We start from the raw sequence: 19,227 nt of genomic DNA, 5'->3' as shown, positions 1-19,227 counted from the left end.
TCGCACAGGAGTTCACCATGCCGGCCACCCCTGCCCCGCCCCCGTCCGCCGCCTCCGACCCTGGGCACGACCGGGCCCGACCCACCACGTCACCTGCCGAGGCCCCCGCCGTGCCGCGGCGGAGCTCAGTCGCGCTGGTCGCTTCGCTGCTCGGCTTCACAGTGATCACCATCGACGTCTCGGCCGTGAACATCGCGCTGCCCGCGATCCGGGACTCCCTCGGCGGCGGGATGGCCGGGCTGCAGTGGGTGGTGGACGCCTACACCCTGATGTTCGCGGCCCTGATGCTCTCCGCGGGCGCCCTCGCCGACCGCACCGGCGGCCGCCGCGCCTACGCCTGGGGTGGGCAGGGGTATGCGGTCGACCCAGGCCATCATCGGGCGGAGCTGGTCGCGGCTGCGGATCACTTTCATCGCGCCTGCGTAGAGGTAGAAGAGGGCGAGCAGTCCGGCGACGGTCCAATATGCGGTCTTCATGAGTCCCCTTCACGGTCACCGGCTGCTGGCGACCCGGCGATTCCCAGGACAACCCCCTGGAGAAGGCCGGGGCGTTGTCCTTGCGACCCGGAAGTTGAATGGTGTGAGCGCCCGGCTGCGTTGGTCAGGTGGAGGACGGCCGGGCGGTGGCATCCGGCCGGCTTCGGGCGAGGTCGGTGGCGGGCTCGGTCGCGTAGCGGCTCATCACCTGGATGGTGGCCTGCGGCGTCAGCGGCTGGCCACTGGCGGCCACGCTCTGGAGGTCTCGGAAGTACTGCACGTACAGATCGGGGGTGAAGGTGCTGAGTATGACGGCGGGTAGATCGGTCAGGTTGGCGAAGGTGTGCGGGACGCCGGGCGGGACCATGACGAGCGTGCCCGTGGTGGCGTCGTAGTCCTTGTCCCCGATGGTGAAGCGCACGGTGCCGGAGATGATGTAGAAGCCCTCGTCGTGCTGGGCGTGGCGGTGCTGCGGCGGTCCGGGGGTGTGCGGGGCGAGGACGGACTCGGCGACTCCGAGGCGGTGCCCGGTATGGCTGCCGTCTTCGAGGACGCGCATACGCGTGGTGCCCATGACGATGATCTCGCCGTCGTCGGGACCGACCACCGACACGGCGGGGTCGGCCTGCGATTCGCTGGTCTTCGCTTCGTCGTTCATGTTCCGAGTGCACCGCCAGGGCGCTGCGGCTGTCCAAGATCCATTCAGCGACGCCGATACCTTGTGGGTATCGTCGCAGTGTGGAGCTACGTACCCTGCGCTACTTCACGGCAGTCGCCGAGGAACTCCACTTCGGCCGGGCCGCCGCTCGACTGCACATGAGCCAGCCGCCGCTGAGCCGGGCGATCAAGCAGTTGGAGACCGAGGTCGGCGCCCTGCTGTTCGCCCGCTCACCTGTCGGCGTCACGCTCACCCCGGTGGGCGAGGTACTGCTCGATGAGGCGCGGGCCCTGCTCGACCACGCCGACCGCGTCCACGCACGCGTGACCGCGGCGGCCGACGCCGCGACCATCACCGTCGGCATCCTGGGCGACGGCACCGACCCGGGAGTGACCAGGCTGGCGGCCGCTTACCGCCGGAACCACCCCGGCATCGACATCCGCATCCGCGACACCGATCTGACCGATCCGACCTGCGGGCTACGCGCCGGACTGGTCGACGTCGCCCTGACTCGGGCGCCGTTCGACGAGACGGCCCTGACAGTGCGTGAGCTGCGTAGCGATCCGGTGGGTGTGGTCCTGCGCGCCGACGATCCGCTGGCCCGCCGCGGCCGGCTGCGACTGGCCGACCTGGGCGACCGCCGCTGGTTTCAGTTCCCGCGGGGAACGGACCCGCTCTGGCAGTCGTACTGGAACGGCGGCGAGCCACGCGAGGGCCCAGTGGTGCGCGTCGTCCAGGAATGCCTGCAGGCCGTGTTGTGGAACGGCACCGTCGGCCTCGCCCCGCTCGGACACAGCCTGCCCGCTGAGCTGGCCGCGGTGCCGCTGGCCGACATGCCGCCAAGCCGAGTGGTGGCGGCGTGGAACGAGGGCGACACCAACCCGTTGATCCGGTCGTTCACCGACATCGCGACAGCCGCGTACCGCCACTGAGAGTGCGTGCACGTCGGTGCTGCCGCAGCTCGTGAACAAATCGAACGCCGCAGCCCTCGGACCGCCTCCCGACGTCGTGAACGAGCGGCAGGCGGGCGGGCGGTCACAGGCCGGTGGCCTGCCGCCCCGGCTGCCCCGTCACAGCCGGTGGCCACTCTGATCCGCCGGGACCGAGATCACCGCCCGGATGCCACGCCTGCGCAGATGCGTGCGGCACCGCTTCGGTGCGCGTTGCCCGTCAGCACCGCGAAGCGGTCGGCAAACGGGCGAACTGCCATATCGTGGTCAGCGCCCATGCCGGCGCGGACGGCGTATGTCGTTGGGTCACCGGCCTGTCCCCGGCCCGGGACGCCCACTACTACGCCTGCGGTCCCCAACCGCTGATGAACGCCGTCCAGGGCGTCTTGACCGGGCTCGGAGTCCCGGACGAGCTGGTGCACCACGAGCGCTACACCAGCGGAGCAGACTCAGGGACCACGGCGACCGTGCCGCAGAAGATGACCGTCGAGGAGAGCGGGCAACCCGTCGGCGTGGTGGAGTTCGAGCCCGGCCAGACACTGCTCGACGCCGGACTTGCCGCAGGACTGTCGATGCCGCACTCCTGCACGGTCGGGAACTGCGGCGACTGCATGGCGCACGCAGCTCCGCAGCGGAGAAGTCACGCAGAGCGAGCCGAACTGCCTCACGCCACAGCAGAAAGCCGACGGCTATGTCCTGACGTGCGTGGGCTGTCCCCTGTCCAAGGTCACCCTCGACATCGCGGACCCGTGATCGCTGGCTGGTCGCCCCAATCCGGACGTCCTCACGGCCCTTGCGCTGCTCGGCGGTCAGCCCGCCCCCATCTGGGTACCGCATGCCTCCGGAGTGCCAGCCAAGGCGGCCGCCGTCACCAGGTCCGACGAAGCCTCAGACCCTACGACGCCGAAGTCAGTAATCTACGCAGCTACCGGGAGCGCTCCGGGACCCGACTGTGGTCGATCAGGAATGATGCCGGGAACAGCTCCCCGCGCCGCTACCGGCCGAGATCCCCCTTGGGGGCAGCGGTAACGCCGGCTCCGCGCAGCAGCCCGGGTCAATCAGTTCGACGGCGGGTTGTCGTGCAGAACGCGCTGAAAGACACGGTGGTCCCGCCATTCCCCGTTGATGTGGAGATAGCGCGGAGCCACGCCTATCGGCTCGAAGCCGTTCTTCTCCAGAACATGCTGGGACCGGGTGTTGTCAAGGAGCGTGGCTGCCTCGATACGGTGCAGCCCGACAATGTCGCGAGCCGCACCGCATACCGCTGCCACGGCCGCGCTCGCCAAACCCTTGCCCTGCTGGTCGGCGGAAATCCAATAGCCCAAATAGGCGCTGCGGAAGGGGCCGAAAGACATGTCCGAGAGTGTGATTGTGCCGACGACGGCCTCTTCGCTCACCAGCACCCAGGGTACGACTCGTCGCTCCGCGAGGTGCGCCAATTGCTCCTTGACGCGCAGGGCCTGGGCCTCAGTGGTGAAGAAACTGTCCGGGCGGCTGGGGTTCGATGGGGCCAAGTGCTCCCGGTTCGCGGCGTAGGCGTGCCGTAGCGCTTCCGCGTCGTCCATCGATACGAGTCGCAACAGGACGCCGCCGGGCAGCGCTTCGGGCGGAATGTTCATCTAGTCACTTTAGCGGATACTGACTTCGGCGTCGTAGGGTCTCGGGCTTCGTCGGACCTGGTGACGGCGGCCGCCTTGGCTGGCACCCCGGAGGCATGCGGTACCCAGATGGGGGCGGGCTGACCGCCGAGCAGCGCAAGCGCCGTGAAGACGTCCGGATGCGGGCCGTCGACCTTTTCGAGGAAAGTGGCTCATCCCAATCGAGGGTGTAGCAGTTGGGGCCTGAATCCGCCGGTCTCGAGCAGGATTCTGGCGATGTAGTTGGTGAGGTTGCGGAATCCAAGGGCGGAACCGCGGAGGTGTTCGAGCCGGCCGTTGAGCGCCTCGGTCGGGCCGTTGCTGGTGCCGGGGCGCTCGAAGGAGGCGAGCACGTCGGCTGCCCTCTTCCTCAGGGTGTGGCCCAGGGTTATCAACTCGCTCAGGGGCTCGGGCACGCCGCTGCTCAGGTCGGTGATGAGTTTGTTCATCAGTTCCCGGCCGCGGCGACGGTCCTCGTGCGGTAGGCGGTGATCATCCGCTGGTAGATGCCCCAGGTTGCTTCGACTTCGACGTGGGCCTCGTCGGCAAACAGTGTCCGGAGTCGGTCGGTCTGCTTGTCGCTGAGCAGCCCGACACCGGTGTGCAGGGTGCGTCGGGTTTTGTAGAGCGGGTCGTGCTTACCCGCGGTGGCCGTGGATCGCGAGCTGCACTCGGCGTCGGCAGCGATCGAGAGCGTCGCCGGCCAAGCGGACGCCGTGGAAGGGATCCATGACCGCGACGGCGTCGGGGACTTCCTCAGCTGCAGCGGTCTTGAAGCCGGTGAAGCCGTCCATCGCGACGACCTCGATTGCGCCACGCCACGCCTCGTCGCGCTCAGCGAGCCAGGTCTTGAACGCCGACTTGGGGCGGCCCTCGACCATGTCCAACAGCCGTGCCGGTCCGGTGCCGTCTCGGACCGGGGTGAGGTCGATGATCACCGGTACGTACTTGTCGCCACGGCGCGTGTGCCTCCAGACGTGTTCGTCGACCCCGATGACCGCGATCCCGTCGAACCGAGCGTGATCTCCGCGCGCCGTGTACGTCCTGGGCCAACCCGGGGGGGGCAAGCTGCTGGCCGCCAGGATGCCCCCGTGCGCTGCGGCCTGGCACGACCCGTGGTCGGCGACGACTTCAAGGCCTCGCACCCCGACTACTTCCAGTTGCTGCGCGACGACCCCCGCAGCGCCGGTGCGGCGATCCGTGCCGACTACCGCGCCTGGTTCGCCCGCGCCGAACAGTATGTACGCGATCGGCGCGGCGACGTCCTGATCGAGGCCGCCCCCGGCAGCGTGCAGGAGTTCCTCGACAGCGCCCCGCCCTTCGCCACCGACGGCTACCCGGTCGAACTCGTGGGAATGCCGTCCGCGCCTCCCGCACCGGCGAGGGCGAAGAACGAAACGAAGGCGATGCCCCGCTCCTCGCAGACCTGAACGAGCGCGTCTGCGTCAGGACGGCTCAGGCCGCCGTACGCGTTCTGCGCGCAGACCACCGGGGCCATGGCTTGGGCCTCTGCGAGCTGGTCGCCGTGATGTTGGACAGCCCCAGGTGCCGGACGAGCCCTTCCTCGCACAGCTCGGCGAACTCACCGAAGCGCTCGCTGACCTAACCCGGCCCTGGACGCGCGAGGTTCGCCACATCAAGATGATCACGTCCGAGCTGGCGCGGGGTCCCCTCGACCTGCCCACGCACCTGCGGCGGGGTCAGCGTGTACTGGAACTCTCCCCAGAGAGCACGGGCCGGGGGCCGATCTTGGCGGCAATGACAGGGTCATCATCTGGATAGGGCGCCAGCGCGGTGTTGATCAGTTCATGGCCGACCGCGTCAGCGAGAAGCAGATAGCGGCGGTGTCGATGTGCCCAAGCTCGCGCGCGGCATAGGACAGGAGGGCCTGGCTGCGCTCGCGCGGAACAGCGTCGGCGGCGAATGTATACGGTCCCGTCTGCGGCAGGCGCGTGATGTCATAGCCGATGCGGTTCGCTTCCAGATCGCCCGGCTCAGGTGCCCGACGCTGCCCTGCTGATGGTCTGGTCTGCCATGGCTGCTTCCTCGCTTTCCGGGTGCCCGCCGGGGCCGGCTGCCGACTGCGGGAGCCGGGGAGAACGGTCGCTTGTAGCTGACACCGGTGACACTGCAGGCGCACACCATACCAACACCAACGTTGGTGTTGGTGCTATGGTTGAGTCATGGCTAGGGACATCGAGAGAACAAAGCGCCGTATCCACGAGGCCGCGCTGGCCGAGTTCGCCGAGCACGGCCTGCACGGCACGACCATCGACCGGATCGCCAAGAGCGCCCAGGTCAACCGGGAGCGCGTCTACAACTACTTCGGCGGCAAGGAGAAGCTGTTCTCCGCCGTGATCCACAGCGAACTCGACCAGGTCGCCACAGCTGTCCCGCTGGCCGTCGCCAGCGCCGAGGACGTCGGCGAGTTCGCGGGCCGCTCCTTCGACTACCAGCTCGCCCACCCCGACCTGGCACGTCTGCTGCTGTGGGAGGGGCTGGCGGGCAAGGGCGCCGTGGCCGAGGAATCCACGCGCTCCGAGCTGTACATCAGCAAGACCACGTCCATCGCCGCCGCCCAGAAAGAGGGCCTGATCGACAACAGCGTCGAAGCGGCCCACCTGGTGTTCCTGGTGCTGTCACTGGCCAGCTACTGGGCCGCCGCGCCTCAGATCGCGCGCATGCTCTGCGGCCGCGACGCGAACGATCCCGCAGAACGGGCCGCACGCCGCGCCGCGGTGGTCGACGCCGCGACGCAGATCGCCCGCCCGCGGCTCACGCAGGTCTCACCCACTGCTTCCTGACTCATCGGGCCAGGACACCCCACCCCACAGGAGGACCCCATGTCGAGCACCGACATGACCCGCGAGGAGATCGACGCCACCCTGCAGAAGATCGCAGACGGCTTCGGGACCTCGCTGCGCTCGCCGATCCTGCACCGTCCCGACGAGGCCGGCCTGGAGTACGAGGACGTCGCCTTCCCATCCGAGGACGGCGTGCCGCTGGAGGGCTGGTACATCCCCGCCCCCGGCTCCGACAAGATCCTCATCGCCAATCACCCGCGCTGGTTCAGCCGGGCCGGGCTCCCCTCGCACCTGGAGCCCTGGAAGTCGCTGGCGGGGGCCACCGGCAACGACTTCGAGGTCAACTTCATCCCCGACTACAAGATCCTGCACGACGCCGGCTACAACATCCTCACCTACGACCTGCGCAACTTCGGACACAGCGGAGCGGCGAACGGCGGCATCTTCACTGTGGGGCGCTTCGAGTCCCGCGACGTCGTCGGCTCGATCAACTACGTGCGCAGCCGTCCCGACACCCGGGACATGACCATCGGCCTGTTCAGCCGCTGTTTCGGTGCCAACTCGACCATGTTCGCCATGACGCGGCGTCCCGACGTCTTCGAGGGGGTGCGCTGCATGGTCTCGCCCCAGCCCCTGTCCAGCGGCGTCTCTGCCGAGCGGGGACTGGAGCGCCTGGGCCTGTCTGAGTACTACGACGACCTCAACGAACTGGTCCGCCGCAAGATCAGCTTCGGCTTCGACGAACTCTCCCCGGTGCCGTGGGCCAAGAATGTCAAGGTCCCCACGTTCCTCTATCAAGTGCGGGACGACCTGTACACGCGGCCCAGCGATGTCCAGGCCATGTACGACAACATCCCGGTCAGCGAGAAGAAGCTTTTCTGGATCGAGGGCTCGACCCGGCGCTGGGACGGCTACACCTTCTTCCAGAAAGACCCGGAGCAGATGCTCGAGTGGTTTGCCACCTACATGGCCTGAGCTGATCACCCGACGCGGTCACGCCCCCTCGGGGATGGCCGGTGGTCGTGCCCCGAGGGAGCGTGCTCGCGCGGGTGCACGGCGGCGTGCCGCAGGACCCGCGGGGGTGCCGGGGTGCGCCTCCGCCCCAGGCCGGGAGCCGCACCGCGTGCGCCACTCGTAAGAAGGTCTTCATGGCTGGGTTGGCCGTTCTCTTTCGGCCGGCTCCCTTCTGTGCTCCCTGGCGCCGGCCCCGGAGCTTCTCGTGATGCTCCGGACGGTGCAGGCGGTGGGCGTCTCGATGCTCAACCCGGATGCCATTGCGAACATCATCCACACCTTCACCGACCGGCGCGCGGGGGCCCGCGGCCTCGGCGTGTGGGCCGCGGTCGTCGGCATCACCATGGCCGCCGCCCCCTGATCGGCCCCTATCGGCGGCCTGCTCGTGCAGTTGGTCGGCTGGCGCTCGATCTTCTGGCGCGACCTTCCCCGTCGGACGTGTGGCGCTGATGCTCGCCCTCGGCTTCATCCCCGGGTCCCGCGCTCCTCGCGCCCGCCGCCCCGGCCCGGTCGGCCAGGTTCCAGTCATCGTCCAAGCCTTCTCCCCTCGCCCGGCCCCCAACCCGGCACCGCCGAAACCGGCCCCCGTTCGGGTGGCAGCGAGTGCGCATTTGCCAACAACATCGTTGTTGTTGGCTATACGCTGGTGCGTGTGGGAGTGCCAGAGGCGACGAGACGCCCGGCGCAGGAGTCCGGGACCGTCCCCTCGCTCATCCGCCCCGGTTCGCGCCCCGCGCCGGCTGCGACTGCAACCCACCGTTCTGACACAGGAAGCCGCATTCCATGAGCACTGAAAAGACCGCCCGGAACTGGATCAACGGCCAGTGGGTGGAGTCCGCCGAGACCAAGGAGAGCATCAACCCCGCCACCGGCGAGATCCTCGGCCATTACTCCAATGCCGGCCGCGCCGAGGCCGAAGCCGCCATCGCGGCGGCCGCCGCGGCCTTCCGCAACACCAACTGGCCGAACGACCTGACGCTGCGCACCCAGGTCCTGCTCGACATCGCGCGTGCCTTCGAAAAGCACGAGAGCGAACTGAGCCACCTCACCACGCTGGAGAACGGCAAGCCGGTCGCCGAGGCCGCCTTCGATGCGGGCGGCGCCAAGAAGTTCTTCATCAACGCCGCCGCGCTCACCCAGACCACCTACGGCCGCGTCATGGAGGTCGCGCCCAACCAGCACACCACGCTGGTGCGCGAGCCGGTCGGTGTCGCGGCGATCATCGTCCCGTGGAACGCTCCGACCGCGCTCGCGGCCCGCGACATGTCCTGCGCCCTGGCCGCCGGCTGCACCGTCGTGGTCAAGCTGCCCGGACAGACCGCGCTGGTCAACGAGGCGATCAGCAGGGTCTTCGCAGACACGCCCAGCCTCCCGCCGGGCGTCATCAACATCATCACCGAGGACGGCGGCGACGCGGCCCGCCACCTGGTGGCCGCCCCCGAGGTGCCCGCCATTGCGTTCACCGGAAGCACCGCGACCGGCCGCCAGATAGGCCAGGCTGCCGGTCGCGGCCTCAAGAGCGTCGGCCTGGAGCTGGGCGGCAAGACGCCGCACATCATCTTCGACGACGCTGACCTGGACAAGGCGCTGCCCGTCATCGAGAAGTCGCTGACGATCTTCGCCGGTCAGTTCTGTGTCACCGCGAGCCGTCTGATCGTCCAGCGCGGCGTGTACGGGGAGGTCAAGAAACGTCTGGCTGAGCGCCTGGGCAAGGTGCGTGTGGGTCCCGGCATCGATCCGGCCAGCGACATAGGCCCGCTGATCGACAAGACGAGCGTGGAGCGCGTGGAGCGGCTCGTCGAGGAGTCCATCGCCGCGGGCGCCACGCCGGTGCTGCGCGGCGGCCCGTTCACCGAGGGCGAGTTGGCCAAGGGGGCGTTCTACGCCCCGACCCTGCTGGAGGTGACCGACTCCTCGCTTCCGATCGTGCGACAGGAGGTGTTCGGCCCCGTGCAGACCATCCAGGTCTTCGACACCGAGGACGAAGCCGTCGCCCTGGCCAACGACAGCGAATACGGGCTCGGCGCGTGCGTGTGGAGCCGGGACGTCGATCTTCCGCTGCGGGTCGCGCGCAAGGTCGAGGCCGGCATGGTCTGGATCAACGACTGGGCCCAGATGTCCAGCCAGTTCGAGGTCAGCGGCTACAAGTCCAGCGGCGTCGGTCAGACCAACGCCGCCGGCGGCATCGAGCACTTCCTGCAGTACAAGACCATCACCCAGAAGTTCGCCTGACCAGCAGCGGGCACCCGCAGGCGGCCCTGCGCGTTGCCCGCCCCAGGTGCCGCCCCCGCATCCGGGGCGGCACCCGTCAAGAGAGAGCGATTCCACCATGACTCTTCAGGGAAAGACCGCACTGATCACCGGCGCGGCCCGAGGGATCGGGCACGCCTACTGCCGACGGCTCGCAGCGGACGGCGCCCACGTCATCGCGGTCGACATCAATGATCCGAGCGCCGGCCTGGCCGGGCTGCCCGGCGACGGCGCGAAGACGGGCATGGTCTGCGACGTCAGCCAGCCCGCACAGATAGAGGCGCTCGCCGCCACGGTCCTCAAGCGCTTCGGCCGCTGCGACATCCTGGTCAACAACGCCGCCGTCTCCTCGCCGACGAACCTCGACAACGTGACCCTGCAAGCGTGGCGCCGAATCCAGGCGACCAATGTCGAGTCGATCCTGCACTTCGCCCTGGCCTTCACGCCCGGGATGAAGACCGCAGGCTGGGGCCGCGTCATCAACACCGGGTCGTCGATCGCACTCGGGCAGTCCCGCGACCTCGCCTACCGCACCAGCAAGGGAGGCGTGCACGCCCTCACCCGGGCCCTGGCCAACGAACTCGGCGACTACGGCATCACGGTCAACGCCATCGCCCCCGGCATCGTGCCGACCGAAGGGTTCAAGGACTACGCAGGCCACGCGGCGCCCGGCCAACTGACCAAAGTCACTGCGACGCAGACGATCAAACGCGTCGCGGACCCTGCCGATGCAGCCAACCTGCTCGGCTTCCTGGCCTCCGATCATGCCGACTTCATCACCGGCCAGATCCTCCACGTGGACGGAGGACTCACCCGCACCGGCGCCTGACAACCCGCTCCGCTGCGACATCGCCGTGGACCATCGCGAAAGCACCCCGGCCGCGCCAGACACCCCCAGAAGCCAACGAGGAGGAGACCGTCGATGCCCAGCGACTTCGCCACCATTGGGCCTGCTGCCCCGCAACCCCTACCGCTCCCTGGGCCGCGGCCTGAAGACCCACGGCGGTCAGCGACGCCGACGACGCGGCAACACAACGACCACGGCCAGAGCGACAACGGGCCACACACCCAAGCCGCCGGCCACGGCGCCGACCGTCGGCACGTGACCGAGTCCTGACCTCCGCCCCGGCTCGCGTGCGGCGCAGCCGTGCTCCCCGCACGCTTGCCGTGCGAAGGAACCCTGATGGGAACCGAGTTCACCGCGGGTGACCGCATCGAGGTCGTGCGCTGCACCGATGGGCACGATCCCCTCCCGGCGGGTGCCACGGGCACCGTCCCCCGCTGGGACCCTCACCCCCTCGTGCGGCAGTGCGGATGTGTGGAGCCGGAGGCGGCGCGGAGCGGGGTGCGCGCCCAACGCTTGAGGCTTCGACGCGACTGGGGAGCCCGGCGCCGCGCTCGGCCACGAGGCCGGGCAGGGGGTCATCGGGCTCCACCGTGGTTTCTACATCTGCTTGGCCAAGAAGGGCAGCACGACTTCGGCCATCTCGTCGGGTACCTCCTCGGCGAGGTCGTGTCCGGCGTCGAAGACGTGGCCGGTGACGTCGTGGGCGAACAGCCGCATCTGGGATTCGTTGCGGTCGCCGATGAAGGCCGAGCCGCCGAGGGCCAGCACCGGGATGTCCAGCTTCTTCCGGGCCGCCTGCCGGTTCTGCTCGGCGTCGACGAGCATCGCCCGGTAGATCGACAGCATCGCGCGGATGCCACCGGGCATGGAGTAGCACCGCACGTACTCCTCGATCGCGTCGGGGGTGGCGGTGTCCGGGTGGCTGCGCTCGTATTTGATCATGTAGGTGATCAGCTCGCGTTCGTGCCCGGAGATGAGCATCTCGGGCACGTCCGGCTGGAAGTAGAAGCCCAGGTGCCACAGGTGCATGCCGCTTGAGACGTTCTCTTGCGTGAGTGCGGTGTGGTCCTCGAAGCCGAACCCGGGGAACAGTGCCTCGGCGAAGATCAGGGCGCCCACGTGATCGCGGTGCCGGGCGGCGAGTTGGTAGCCGATCACGGCTCCCCAGTCCTCCCCGATCACGCTGTAGGTGTCGTGCCCGAGGTGGGTCATCAGTGCGGCGATGTCGTCGCTCATCGTCGCGGAGTCGTAACCGTCCGCGGGACGCGCGGAGTCACCGAGACCACGCAGGTCGGGTGCGACGACGGTGTGGCGCGGCGTCAGCTTCGGGACGAGGTGCCGCCAGTGGTAGCTGGTCTTCGGCACGCCGTGCAGGAGCACCACTGCCGGGCCGGACCCGCCCGTCCGGTAGTGCAGACTCGTTCCGTTGACGGTGGCACGGCCGGTGCGAACAGGCTCTCCGTGATGGTCGAGAATCATTGCTTCACCAATTTTCCGGGGTGGTGGGCATGGCCCGCCCGCAGTCGCAGCCCGTACCGGTGATGACGGGAGGGGATCGCAGGCGGTGAGCCGCCCCGTCGGCGGGTTGCCGTGGGCGGGTTGCCGTGGGCGGGTTGCCGTGGGCGCGTTGCCGTAGGCGGTTTATCTGGATCGTCCGATACAGATTGAGGGCATGAAAGAATCAGTCGAGCGCGGTCAGCGCGACCTCCACGAGGGGTTCGAGGGCGTCGGCGTCGGGCGTGATCTTCGAGGACACCAGGAGGCCGTTGAGGAACGTGACGAGGAAGGCGGCGAGGGTGTGCGGGTCGTGCCGCGTCGAGATCTCGCCGCGCTCCGCCGCCGCGCGCAGCACATCTGCCAGTGCGTCCTCGTTGGCGCTCAGTACGTCGCGCACGGTGCGCCGGGTCGGCCGGTCCTCCGGCAGGCGCTCGGTGGCGGCGTTGACCAGCAGGCAGCCCCGGCCGCCGTGTTCGACGGCGATCCGGATCCGCTCGACCAACAGCGCACGGATCGCCGAGCGGGCGCCGGCCCCCTCTTCGAGGCTGCGCAGGGCGGCCGCCGCGAAGGTGGCGCGGTAGTGCTCCAGCGCGGCCTGGTAGAGGCCGTCCTTGTCGCCGAACGCGGCATACAGGGAGCCCTGCCCGATCCCGAGGTGCCGGGTCAGGTCGCGCACCGAGGTCGCCTCGTAGCCGCGCGTCCAGAACAGGTCCATCGCACGGCTCACCGCCGCCTCGGTGTCGAACTCCCGGGTCCTTGCCATGCGGCCACCGTAACCTATCTGGATCGCCCGCTCAAGAATGCTGCCCACGTTGCGGTCGCCGAGGAATCCGACGCGCTGCGTCAGGCAGTGCTGGCGGCCGGACTGAGCGCCGTCGAACCGCACGACGATGACGGGCGGGTCGTCGACGCCGTGCCTCTTCGGTAGCGGAAGGGAGGAGGACTTCTCGTCGTCCCTCAGAAACTCCCCGGCGAGGCGCCGCGCGTGCCTTTCCGTCCGGCCGTGCGGATGAGGGTGGTACCAAAGGGTGGCGCGGGCTGGTCGAGGGTCCAGTGCGGGCTCCATGTGCTGCCCGAGCCCACCATCTGATCCGGGCCACCGTCCATCCGCGCGGGCAGGCCCCGGCGGGCCAGTGCACGGTCGACGGTGCGTCAAGCGAGTCGCCGCAGCCTGGCCTCCACCGTGTCACCGCGTTCAGTGTGCGGGGGGTGGGGCGAGGGCGGCGCCGTTACAGCCCGGGTGGCGGTCGACCGGCCCGGCCTGAACTGCTTTTGCCCAACGCTCATTTCGAGACAGATACCAGTCCTTCCGGCCGGTCAGCGGCAGAAAGCCCGCCCGACGGGACTGGGCCTGCACGGAGCAGGTCGCGCCGCTCATCACCTGCCCCGGCGGTCTGGTTCGGGCCGCCGCCCTCCCGCGGGCAATCACGCACTGCCGGAGGCCCCTTCTCGTTGGCCTCACCAGGGTGAACCGATGAGATGCAGAGCCGTGCTCCTGGTCCTGTTCCTGATTCCGCTGGTGTGGGGAGTGTTGTCGCTGCTCAGAGCCGGTTCGGCCTACGGCATCCCGGACTGCCCGGGGCTCCAGCTGGGCGAGGACGGCGAGGAGAGCCCGGCCGCTTCAGGCGCGGGGACAGGTGCCTGCTCTCCTACGACAACGCCGGCGGCCGCTCGATCGGCACGAGCACGTACGAGCAGCTGAAGTTCGCCCAGGAGCTGAAACGCCGGAGCCTCTACCGGCAGGGAGTGCTCTTCACGCTGTACGGGACGGCGGGGACCGGCATCGCGATCGCCGCTACCTGGAAGCGCGAGTCCGCCGCCCAGTCTCCTGCGACCAGTAATTGATCGCCACGGACCTGTTCCGGAACGCCCGGGCGAAACGCCGTGGCAGAGCCTGCCGGCCGCCTGATGGAGATGGCGCAGGAGGTGAGGGGCTGAGCCGCTCGCGAGGCGGGCTGACCGGCACGTTCCATCTGAGCGCGGGACGACCGCCGCCGCCCGCTGTCCCTGGTCGTCACGCCGGGTCAGCGGGCGGATCGTACGCGACTCAAGGCGGTGCTGGGAGAAGTTCCGCGCCCGCGGCTCGGGCGGCCAGGCAGCGGACAGGCCCGACCGTCTCGCGGCGGAGAAGGCAGACAGCATCGGGACGTGCCGCCGCTTCTGCGGCACCGGGCTACCTGACACACCATTCCGGAGAAGTCCGACAGCCGTGTCGCGCGCGTGCGCAGGGGCTCGCGCGGCGAACGGCCGCCCCACTTCGACGACTGAGCGGTACAAGAAGTGCAACACCGTGGAGTGGACGATCAACAGGCTGAAGCAGTCCCGGCCTGTGCCCACGCGCTACGGCAGACCCGACTACGTCTCTCTCGGCACCGCCACCGCGGCGGCTTTGGTCATCTGGCTCCGCAATTGATCACCCGGGCAATTCCTAGGCGCGCGGCGGGCCGTCCAGGAGTGTCAGCCCGTACTGGGCCAGCATGTCGGCGTGGTCCGTGTCCTGACGCGCGTCGGCGGGGCCGATCGACCGGAAGTAGCCTTCGACGGCCCCGGGATTGTTGATGACCAACACCTCCGCCGTCGTGGTGAGCGGCTGGAACGTGTGAGGAACCAATCGAGGGCCGAAGACATAGGCGCCCGGCTCGGCGTCATGGACGTCGCACTCGTCGAGTGAGGCCGAGCCGACCCAGAACCGGACGCGGCCGGACAGGACCACCCAGCTTTCGTCCTCCCGACTGTGGGTGTGCAGGGGCGGCGCGTCCGCCTGACGCATGGTCAGCCGCAGGACGCTGACCACTCCTTGCGTCTCGGAGTTCGACACCACCTGCTCCTGGACGCTGTCGTAGTAGCGGTAGAGGGTGCCTTCGCCCGGGTTGCGCACGAGCGCGATGCTCATCTGAGTCTTCCTCTGCTGTGTGCGAGGGATGGCCGACCGCCGTAGACCCCGGCATTTAGTTTACCGTTCAATCATTGCTCGCGCGGAGGGGACGCGCCAGAGGCTGTGGCCCGTTTGGCTTGTTTGAGTGCACGGCATGGACGGGAAAACAGCGGGGAGCATCACGCGGGGAGACCTCGCCCTCCTCCGGGCCGGCCTTGCCGCTCACAGCGCGTCCCGCGAGGGCGCGTCAGTGCCGGCGGGGCGCTGTGCTGAGCCGCACAGGGCATCTACCGACAGCTGCGCAGCGAAGGCCTGGTCGACCGCGTCCCTGCCGCAGGCCGGGCGGGCAAGAATTCTGATGGTGTCCTGACAGGACCCCCATATCTTGGCCCTACGGTGCCGGGCATGTCGAACACCATCACCTGATGCGATGCCACGGCCACGGCCGCACTGGCTCTGTGCCTGCTCGTGGCCTGCGGCTCAGGTTCGCAAGACGGCACCAGGGACGAGGAGAGGGATCAGGTCGCCTCCCTTGACCGTCCTTCGGCTAGCAGCACCAAGAGCAAAGGGTCCACCGGATCCGACGAAGGTGTGCTCATCAGGCTGGACATGACCGATGAGGAGATGGATGCCGTCAGACAGCGCTGGGCACAATGCCTGAGGGACCACGGAGTGCCGACCTCCAGCAAGGGCCACGGCATCATCACCGTCGACCCCGAAGAAGCCGCCGAGTACCCCGCCGCGTCCAAGGCGTGGGCGTCGAAGAAACCCATAGAGCCACCGGAGCTGGACCCGGCGAAGAATCCGAACTACATGGACGACTACCGGGCCCGGATCAAGTACATGAATGACAAGGGGCTGGCGGCCGAAGGGGTCCCCAGTGGCGGCTCCTGGATGTACGCCCCCCGGGGCCGGGTCCGACCGTACAGCAAGGAGGCAGCCAAGATCTCGCGGGACTGCGAGGTCGAGGCGTTCAGTCGCGAGGACTGACCCTCGTGTCGGGCCGCTGACGCCCCGCGCGGCCGCACCCACCGACGCACGGCTCTTCGGGGCGCACTCGGGCGCACACCCGTCTCGCTCGGTTCGGGCGCACACCCGTCTCGCTCGGCCGGGCTTGTCCAGAGGCGAGCGTGCTGATTCAGGTGCCTCGGCCGGCACCAGCGCGGACGCCGCCGCGGTGACCACGACGCCGGCCACCACGTTGACCAGCAGGCACCACGGGGGTGCCGGGTCATCGGGACCACCTCCGCCGCCAACGTGCCCCCGGGTCCGGGCTCTCTGGCAAAGCTCTTTGTGAAAAGTGCCCAGGGCGGACACAGTGAACGCATGCGTGATGACGTCGACGCCGTGCTGGCAGCGGTCGGGCCCCGGCTGCGCGAGTTGCGACGCCGCCGGGGCGCCACCCTGACCGCCCTGTCGGAGACCACCGGCATTTCGATCAGCACCCTGTCCCGGCTGGAGTCCGGGCATCGCAAACCAGGCCTGGAACTGCTGCTGCCCCTGGCCAGGGCCTACCGGGTGCCGATCGACGAGCTCGTCGGCGCCCCGGCCGATCTGGACCCCCGGGTGTACCCGCAGCCGTTCACCCGCAACGGCATGACCGTCGTCCCACTGACCCGCAAACCCGGCGGCCTCCAGGCGTTCAAACACATCCTCCCCGCCGGCCTGACCGAAGGCCGCGAACCCGACCCCCGCTCCCACGAGGGCTACCACTGGCTGTACGTCCTCAACGGAAGACTGCGCGTCGTACTCGGTGGCGAGGACTTCGTCCTCACCGTCGGCGAGGTCGCCGAATTCGACACCCACCTCCCGCACTGGTTCGGCAACGCCGATGACAGCCCCGTGGAGTTCCTCAGCATCCTGGGCCCCCAGGGCGAACGCGTCCACATCAGGGCCCACTGCGCGCCCGGCAACCCCCGTCACACCTGAGCGGACACTGGGCAACACGAACAGGAAGCGTCCCGAGGCCCATACGGCCCCTCCTCCCCGAAGACCAGGGAAACCAGGCAGTAGCGGGGATGACAGACCCGGGCCGCGCCGCCCTGTCCGGCCTGACGAACACCACCGTGCCCGCCGATGACACCCGGGCCCCACCGGTACTGCCGCCGACGCGGGATCGCACGCTGCGGGCCACGCCGGCCCGGAGCGGGGCAGAACGTCGCGGGCAAGCTGTCGTGCGCTGCTCCGCTTCTGCCGACGTGACCAGGCGGCGACCTGGTGCACGACCCTGCGGCGCAGTCGCCGCCCCACCTGGTCCGGCACGCTCCTCGGCCCGTAGCCGTCATCACCTGTGCGGTGCCCGAAACCTCTGGGCGCCGCACGGGTTTCAGCTCGGCCTGTAAGAACTCGGCCACCACGCACATTGCTTGGTGAAGGAGCCGAGACGAGGAGACGGCGCGTGACCCAAGCCCAACGCTTCCGCACCATCTACGAGGAGTGCTATCCGCGGGTACTCGCCTATGCCACGAGCCAGGTGGGGCGGCAGGTCGGTGAGGATCTCACCAGCGACACGTTCACCATCGCCTGGCGCCGGATGCGGGACCTTCCACAGCCCGAGCTGCCATGGCTCCTGGGAGTGACCCGCAACCTGGTGCGGGAGATGCGTCGCCGGGACAGCCACCAGTACGCCCTCGCCGCACAGGAGGCACAGCGCATCAGTATGGGCGCCCTGACCGAGGCGCAGGACGTGGCCGCGGGCGTGAGCGATCGCGAGGCCGCGCTCCAGGCCCTGGCGAGCCTGTCCGACGCCGACCGGGAGTTGCTGACCCTGATCGCCTGGCACGGGCTGAGCGCCAAGCAGGCCGCACGAGTCCTGCGCTGCACCACAGCGACGCTGACCGTTCGTCTGCACCGCGCCCGTCGCCGTCTGGAGAAGGCCATGGAAGACGTGTCCCTACCACCGGCGCGGCCAACGGGGCGAGCCAATCGCACCAAGGCACTCACCTGAAGAAAAGCACTCACCTGAAGAAGGGGAACAAAATGAAGAGGTCACACGAACGGTCCGGGCGGCCCGACGTGATGAAGGTGCTCGCGGACGCCCGGCCCGCCGAGCTGGACCCGTCCCGGTTGGCGGGCTCCCTGCGCGACCGGGAGGACCTTGCCAGGATCATGGCGGAAACGCCGGACAGCCGCGCAGGACGCTTCCACCTGCGGCCGCGCACCTGGGTCCTGCCGCTCGGGGCCGTGGCGGCCGTCGCGGCGTCCGCGGTAGTGGTGGTGGGCACCGTGGGCCAGCAGGACCCCACGGGGATCGCGGACGAGGGCGCGAGCGCGCGTCCGCCGTCCGCCACCGCGACGCAGTTGAACGGCCGTATGGAACTGCTGGCCGCGGCGAGGAAGATCGAGACTTCGGACACTGAGGGAACGTACTGGCAGACCACCACACGGTCGCAGAACGTGGATGTCGTCGGTGAGCCGGGACAGCGTTACGCCGTGCGGACCGACGAGACCGAGCAATGGTCGGTGGGTGTGCGGCCGGGAACCCAGAGTTTGATGGTCACCGGTCTGGACTCCGAGACCGCGCCGCGCACCAAGGCGGACGAGGCACGTTGGCGAGCCGCCGGTTCACCCCGCGAGGTACAGATCAAGGCGGGCGGGGACGGATCGCTCAGCCTGTCGCTCCCGATGGGCACCGACCGGCGGCCGATGGCCATGCGGACCAACTCCCATGACAAGATCTACGCTCTCGGCCCGCGTAACGTCTCCTACCAGTACCTGGGGGAACTTCCCACCGGCAGCGCGGAGTTGCGCCGACTGCTTGAGCGGCTGTACAAGGAGGACAGCGGCGCCGAGACCAGCGCCGGCCGCACGGCCTGGATGTTCCGGCGCGCGGCCGACCTCATCACCATGCCGGTGAAGCCCGCGGTACGGGCCGCCGCGTACCGGGTGATCGCGGACCTGCCCGGCATCCGGGCGCTGGGGGCCACCACCGACCCAGTGGGCCGCAAGGGCGTCGGTGTCGCGTTCCCCGGCACGACGCCGGCCCCGCTGGGGAAAATGGAGCAGCAGCTGATCGTGGACCCGTCCACCGGCGCCCTGCTGTCGGAGCAACTGGTACTGACCGAACCGTCGGCCGCGGCGCAGGAGGCGGGTCTGGACGCCGGCTCGACGATGAACTACACGGCGACGACCCGGATGGGCTGGGCGGATCGGCAGATCGACGTGCCGGAGAACGCCCGGTGGTGAGCTGCGTCTCCTCGGGCGTCGGCGGTGGCGGCCA

Annotated in this window: 19 protein-coding genes and 4 pseudogenes; 15 read left to right on the top strand and 8 right to left on the bottom strand. The window is 69.2% G+C overall.

The genetic code is table 11. The annotated features are described in order from the left end of the window. Positions 1-125 precede the first annotated feature (125 nt). Both ACZ49J_RS25695 and ACZ49J_RS25690 read right to left on the bottom strand, forming a co-directional pair. A complete protein-coding gene (locus tag ACZ49J_RS25695) occupies positions 126-476 on the bottom strand; it encodes a DoxX family protein (RefSeq protein WP_467451659.1) in 351 nt (116 codons plus the stop codon). Positions 477-600: 124 nt separating this feature from the next. Continuing rightward, a complete protein-coding gene (locus ACZ49J_RS25690) occupies positions 601-1,134 on the bottom strand; it encodes a cupin domain-containing protein (protein WP_467451660.1) in 534 nt (177 codons plus the stop codon). An 80-nt stretch (positions 1,135-1,214) separates the two neighbouring features. Here ACZ49J_RS25690 and ACZ49J_RS25685 point away from each other — a divergent pair, with 80 nt between their 5' ends. Together ACZ49J_RS25685 and ACZ49J_RS25680 are read left to right on the top strand one after the other, a co-directional pair. After that, positions 1,215-2,066 (top strand): LysR family transcriptional regulator, encoded by an 852-nt coding sequence (locus tag ACZ49J_RS25685; protein ID WP_467451661.1) that lies wholly within the window; start codon positions 1,215-1,217, stop codon positions 2,064-2,066. Positions 2,067-2,449: 383 nt separating this feature from the next. Then, positions 2,450-2,656 (top strand): annotated as a pseudogene (locus ACZ49J_RS25680) (hypothetical protein); the annotation flags it as partial. A gap of 193 nt (positions 2,657-2,849) precedes the next feature. Here ACZ49J_RS25680 and ACZ49J_RS25675 read toward each other — a convergent pair. Both ACZ49J_RS25675 and ACZ49J_RS25670 read right to left on the bottom strand, forming a co-directional pair. Further along, a pseudogene (locus tag ACZ49J_RS25675) lies at positions 2,850-2,921 on the bottom strand (helix-turn-helix domain-containing protein); the annotation flags it as partial. A gap of 221 nt (positions 2,922-3,142) precedes the next feature. After that, on the bottom strand, positions 3,143-3,703 hold the full coding sequence (locus ACZ49J_RS25670) for a GNAT family N-acetyltransferase (RefSeq protein WP_467451662.1): 561 nt from the start codon (positions 3,701-3,703) through the stop codon (positions 3,143-3,145). 95 nt (positions 3,704-3,798) lie between these two features. Between ACZ49J_RS25670 and ACZ49J_RS25665 the strand changes: the two are divergent. After that, a pseudogene (locus tag ACZ49J_RS25665) lies at positions 3,799-3,891 on the top strand (helix-turn-helix domain-containing protein); the annotation flags it as partial. 3 nt (positions 3,892-3,894) lie between these two features. On the opposite strand, the pseudogene ACZ49J_RS25660 reads toward ACZ49J_RS25665, so the two are convergent. After that, positions 3,895-4,746, bottom strand: a pseudogene (locus ACZ49J_RS25660) (ISL3 family transposase); the annotation flags it as partial. Positions 4,747-4,812: 66 nt separating this feature from the next. On the opposite strand from ACZ49J_RS25660, the gene ACZ49J_RS25655 reads away from it, so the two are divergent. From ACZ49J_RS25655 to ACZ49J_RS25630, 6 genes are all read left to right on the top strand, one after another. Then, positions 4,813-5,151, top strand: a complete 339-nt coding sequence (locus ACZ49J_RS25655; RefSeq protein WP_467451663.1) for a zeta toxin family protein — start codon at positions 4,813-4,815, stop codon at positions 5,149-5,151. Between the two features lie 753 nt (positions 5,152-5,904). After that, on the top strand, positions 5,905-6,525 hold the full coding sequence (locus tag ACZ49J_RS25650; protein ID WP_467451664.1) for a TetR/AcrR family transcriptional regulator: 621 nt from the start codon (positions 5,905-5,907) through the stop codon (positions 6,523-6,525). A gap of 39 nt (positions 6,526-6,564) precedes the next feature. Further along, a complete protein-coding gene (locus tag ACZ49J_RS25645) occupies positions 6,565-7,500 on the top strand; it encodes an alpha/beta hydrolase family protein (RefSeq protein WP_467451665.1) in 936 nt (311 codons plus the stop codon). A 244-nt stretch (positions 7,501-7,744) separates the two neighbouring features. Then, on the top strand, positions 7,745-7,900 hold the full coding sequence (locus ACZ49J_RS25640) for a hypothetical protein (protein WP_467451666.1): 156 nt from the start codon (positions 7,745-7,747) through the stop codon (positions 7,898-7,900). Between the two features lie 422 nt (positions 7,901-8,322). Then, a complete protein-coding gene (locus ACZ49J_RS25635) occupies positions 8,323-9,771 on the top strand; it encodes an aldehyde dehydrogenase family protein (RefSeq protein WP_467451667.1) in 1,449 nt (482 codons plus the stop codon). A 97-nt stretch (positions 9,772-9,868) separates the two neighbouring features. Beyond that, positions 9,869-10,618 (top strand): SDR family NAD(P)-dependent oxidoreductase, encoded by a 750-nt coding sequence (locus ACZ49J_RS25630; RefSeq protein WP_467451668.1) that lies wholly within the window; start codon positions 9,869-9,871, stop codon positions 10,616-10,618. 615 nt (positions 10,619-11,233) lie between these two features. Here ACZ49J_RS25630 and ACZ49J_RS25625 read toward each other — a convergent pair. Continuing rightward, complete coding sequence (locus ACZ49J_RS25625) at positions 11,234-12,115, bottom strand: alpha/beta fold hydrolase (protein WP_467451669.1); 882 nt, start codon at positions 12,113-12,115, stop codon at positions 11,234-11,236. Positions 12,116-12,317: 202 nt separating this feature from the next. Continuing rightward, positions 12,318-12,896 carry a TetR/AcrR family transcriptional regulator gene (locus tag ACZ49J_RS25620; protein ID WP_467451832.1) on the bottom strand — a complete coding sequence of 193 codons (579 nt, stop codon included), beginning with the start codon at positions 12,894-12,896 and terminating at the stop codon, positions 12,318-12,320. Positions 12,897-13,654: 758 nt separating this feature from the next. On the opposite strand from ACZ49J_RS25620, the gene ACZ49J_RS25615 reads away from it, so the two are divergent. Together ACZ49J_RS25615 and ACZ49J_RS25610 are read left to right on the top strand one after the other, a co-directional pair. Continuing rightward, entirely contained in the window at positions 13,655-13,978 is a 324-nt protein-coding gene (locus ACZ49J_RS25615) for a hypothetical protein (protein WP_467451670.1), read from the top strand. A gap of 445 nt (positions 13,979-14,423) precedes the next feature. Further along, complete coding sequence (locus ACZ49J_RS25610) at positions 14,424-14,546, top strand: hypothetical protein (RefSeq protein ID WP_467451671.1); 123 nt, start codon at positions 14,424-14,426, stop codon at positions 14,544-14,546. Positions 14,547-14,561: 15 nt separating this feature from the next. Here ACZ49J_RS25610 and ACZ49J_RS25605 read toward each other — a convergent pair whose 3' ends face one another. Then, entirely contained in the window at positions 14,562-15,026 is a 465-nt protein-coding gene (locus ACZ49J_RS25605; protein WP_467451672.1) for a cupin domain-containing protein, read from the bottom strand. A 591-nt stretch (positions 15,027-15,617) separates the two neighbouring features. On the opposite strand from ACZ49J_RS25605, the gene ACZ49J_RS25600 reads away from it, so the two are divergent. The 4 genes from ACZ49J_RS25600 to ACZ49J_RS25585 all read left to right on the top strand — a co-directional run bounded on the left by ACZ49J_RS25600 (position 15,618) and on the right by ACZ49J_RS25585 (position 19,193). Beyond that, positions 15,618-15,998, top strand: a complete 381-nt coding sequence (locus tag ACZ49J_RS25600) for a hypothetical protein (RefSeq protein ID WP_467451673.1) — start codon at positions 15,618-15,620, stop codon at positions 15,996-15,998. A 336-nt stretch (positions 15,999-16,334) separates the two neighbouring features. Further along, entirely contained in the window at positions 16,335-16,937 is a 603-nt protein-coding gene (locus ACZ49J_RS25595; RefSeq protein WP_467451674.1) for a helix-turn-helix domain-containing protein, read from the top strand. A gap of 469 nt (positions 16,938-17,406) precedes the next feature. Continuing rightward, a complete protein-coding gene (locus ACZ49J_RS25590) occupies positions 17,407-17,955 on the top strand; it encodes an RNA polymerase sigma factor (protein WP_467451675.1) in 549 nt (182 codons plus the stop codon). Between the two features lie 32 nt (positions 17,956-17,987). Continuing rightward, positions 17,988-19,193: a CU044_5270 family protein gene (locus ACZ49J_RS25585; RefSeq protein ID WP_467451676.1), complete on the top strand. Its 1,206-nt coding sequence runs from the start codon at positions 17,988-17,990 to the stop codon at positions 19,191-19,193. Positions 19,194-19,227: the final 34 nt, after the last annotated feature.

The sequence above is a fragment of the Streptomyces sp. NPDC030840 genome, from assembly GCF_055572015.1.
This window is presented reverse-complemented; position numbering and strand designations above follow the sequence as displayed.

What these genes read in the sequence shown, in the direction of transcription:
- ACZ49J_RS25695 (WP_467451659.1), bottom strand. Translation starts at nt 476, where the DNA reads ATGAAGACCGCATATTGGACCGTCGCCGGACTGCTCGCCCTCTTCTAC.
- ACZ49J_RS25620 (WP_467451832.1), bottom strand. Translation starts at nt 12,896, where the DNA reads ATGGCAAGGACCCGGGAGTTCGACACCGAGGCGGCGGTGAGCCGTGCG.
- ACZ49J_RS25635 (WP_467451667.1), top strand. Translation starts at nt 8,323, where the DNA reads ATGAGCACTGAAAAGACCGCCCGGAACTGGATCAACGGCCAGTGGGTG.
- ACZ49J_RS25600 (WP_467451673.1), top strand. Translation starts at nt 15,618, where the DNA reads ATGACCGATGAGGAGATGGATGCCGTCAGACAGCGCTGGGCACAATGC.
- ACZ49J_RS25650 (WP_467451664.1), top strand. Translation starts at nt 5,905, where the DNA reads ATGGCTAGGGACATCGAGAGAACAAAGCGCCGTATCCACGAGGCCGCG.
- ACZ49J_RS25645 (WP_467451665.1), top strand. Translation starts at nt 6,565, where the DNA reads ATGTCGAGCACCGACATGACCCGCGAGGAGATCGACGCCACCCTGCAG.
- ACZ49J_RS25595 (WP_467451674.1), top strand. Translation starts at nt 16,335, where the DNA reads ATGCGTGATGACGTCGACGCCGTGCTGGCAGCGGTCGGGCCCCGGCTG.
- ACZ49J_RS25630 (WP_467451668.1), top strand. Translation starts at nt 9,869, where the DNA reads ATGACTCTTCAGGGAAAGACCGCACTGATCACCGGCGCGGCCCGAGGG.
- ACZ49J_RS25690 (WP_467451660.1), bottom strand. Translation starts at nt 1,134, where the DNA reads ATGAACGACGAAGCGAAGACCAGCGAATCGCAGGCCGACCCCGCCGTG.
- ACZ49J_RS25670 (WP_467451662.1), bottom strand. Translation starts at nt 3,703, where the DNA reads ATGAACATTCCGCCCGAAGCGCTGCCCGGCGGCGTCCTGTTGCGACTC.
- ACZ49J_RS25585 (WP_467451676.1), top strand. Translation starts at nt 17,988, where the DNA reads ATGAAGAGGTCACACGAACGGTCCGGGCGGCCCGACGTGATGAAGGTG.
- ACZ49J_RS25605 (WP_467451672.1), bottom strand. Translation starts at nt 15,026, where the DNA reads ATGAGCATCGCGCTCGTGCGCAACCCGGGCGAAGGCACCCTCTACCGC.
- ACZ49J_RS25625 (WP_467451669.1), bottom strand. Translation starts at nt 12,115, where the DNA reads ATGATTCTCGACCATCACGGAGAGCCTGTTCGCACCGGCCGTGCCACC.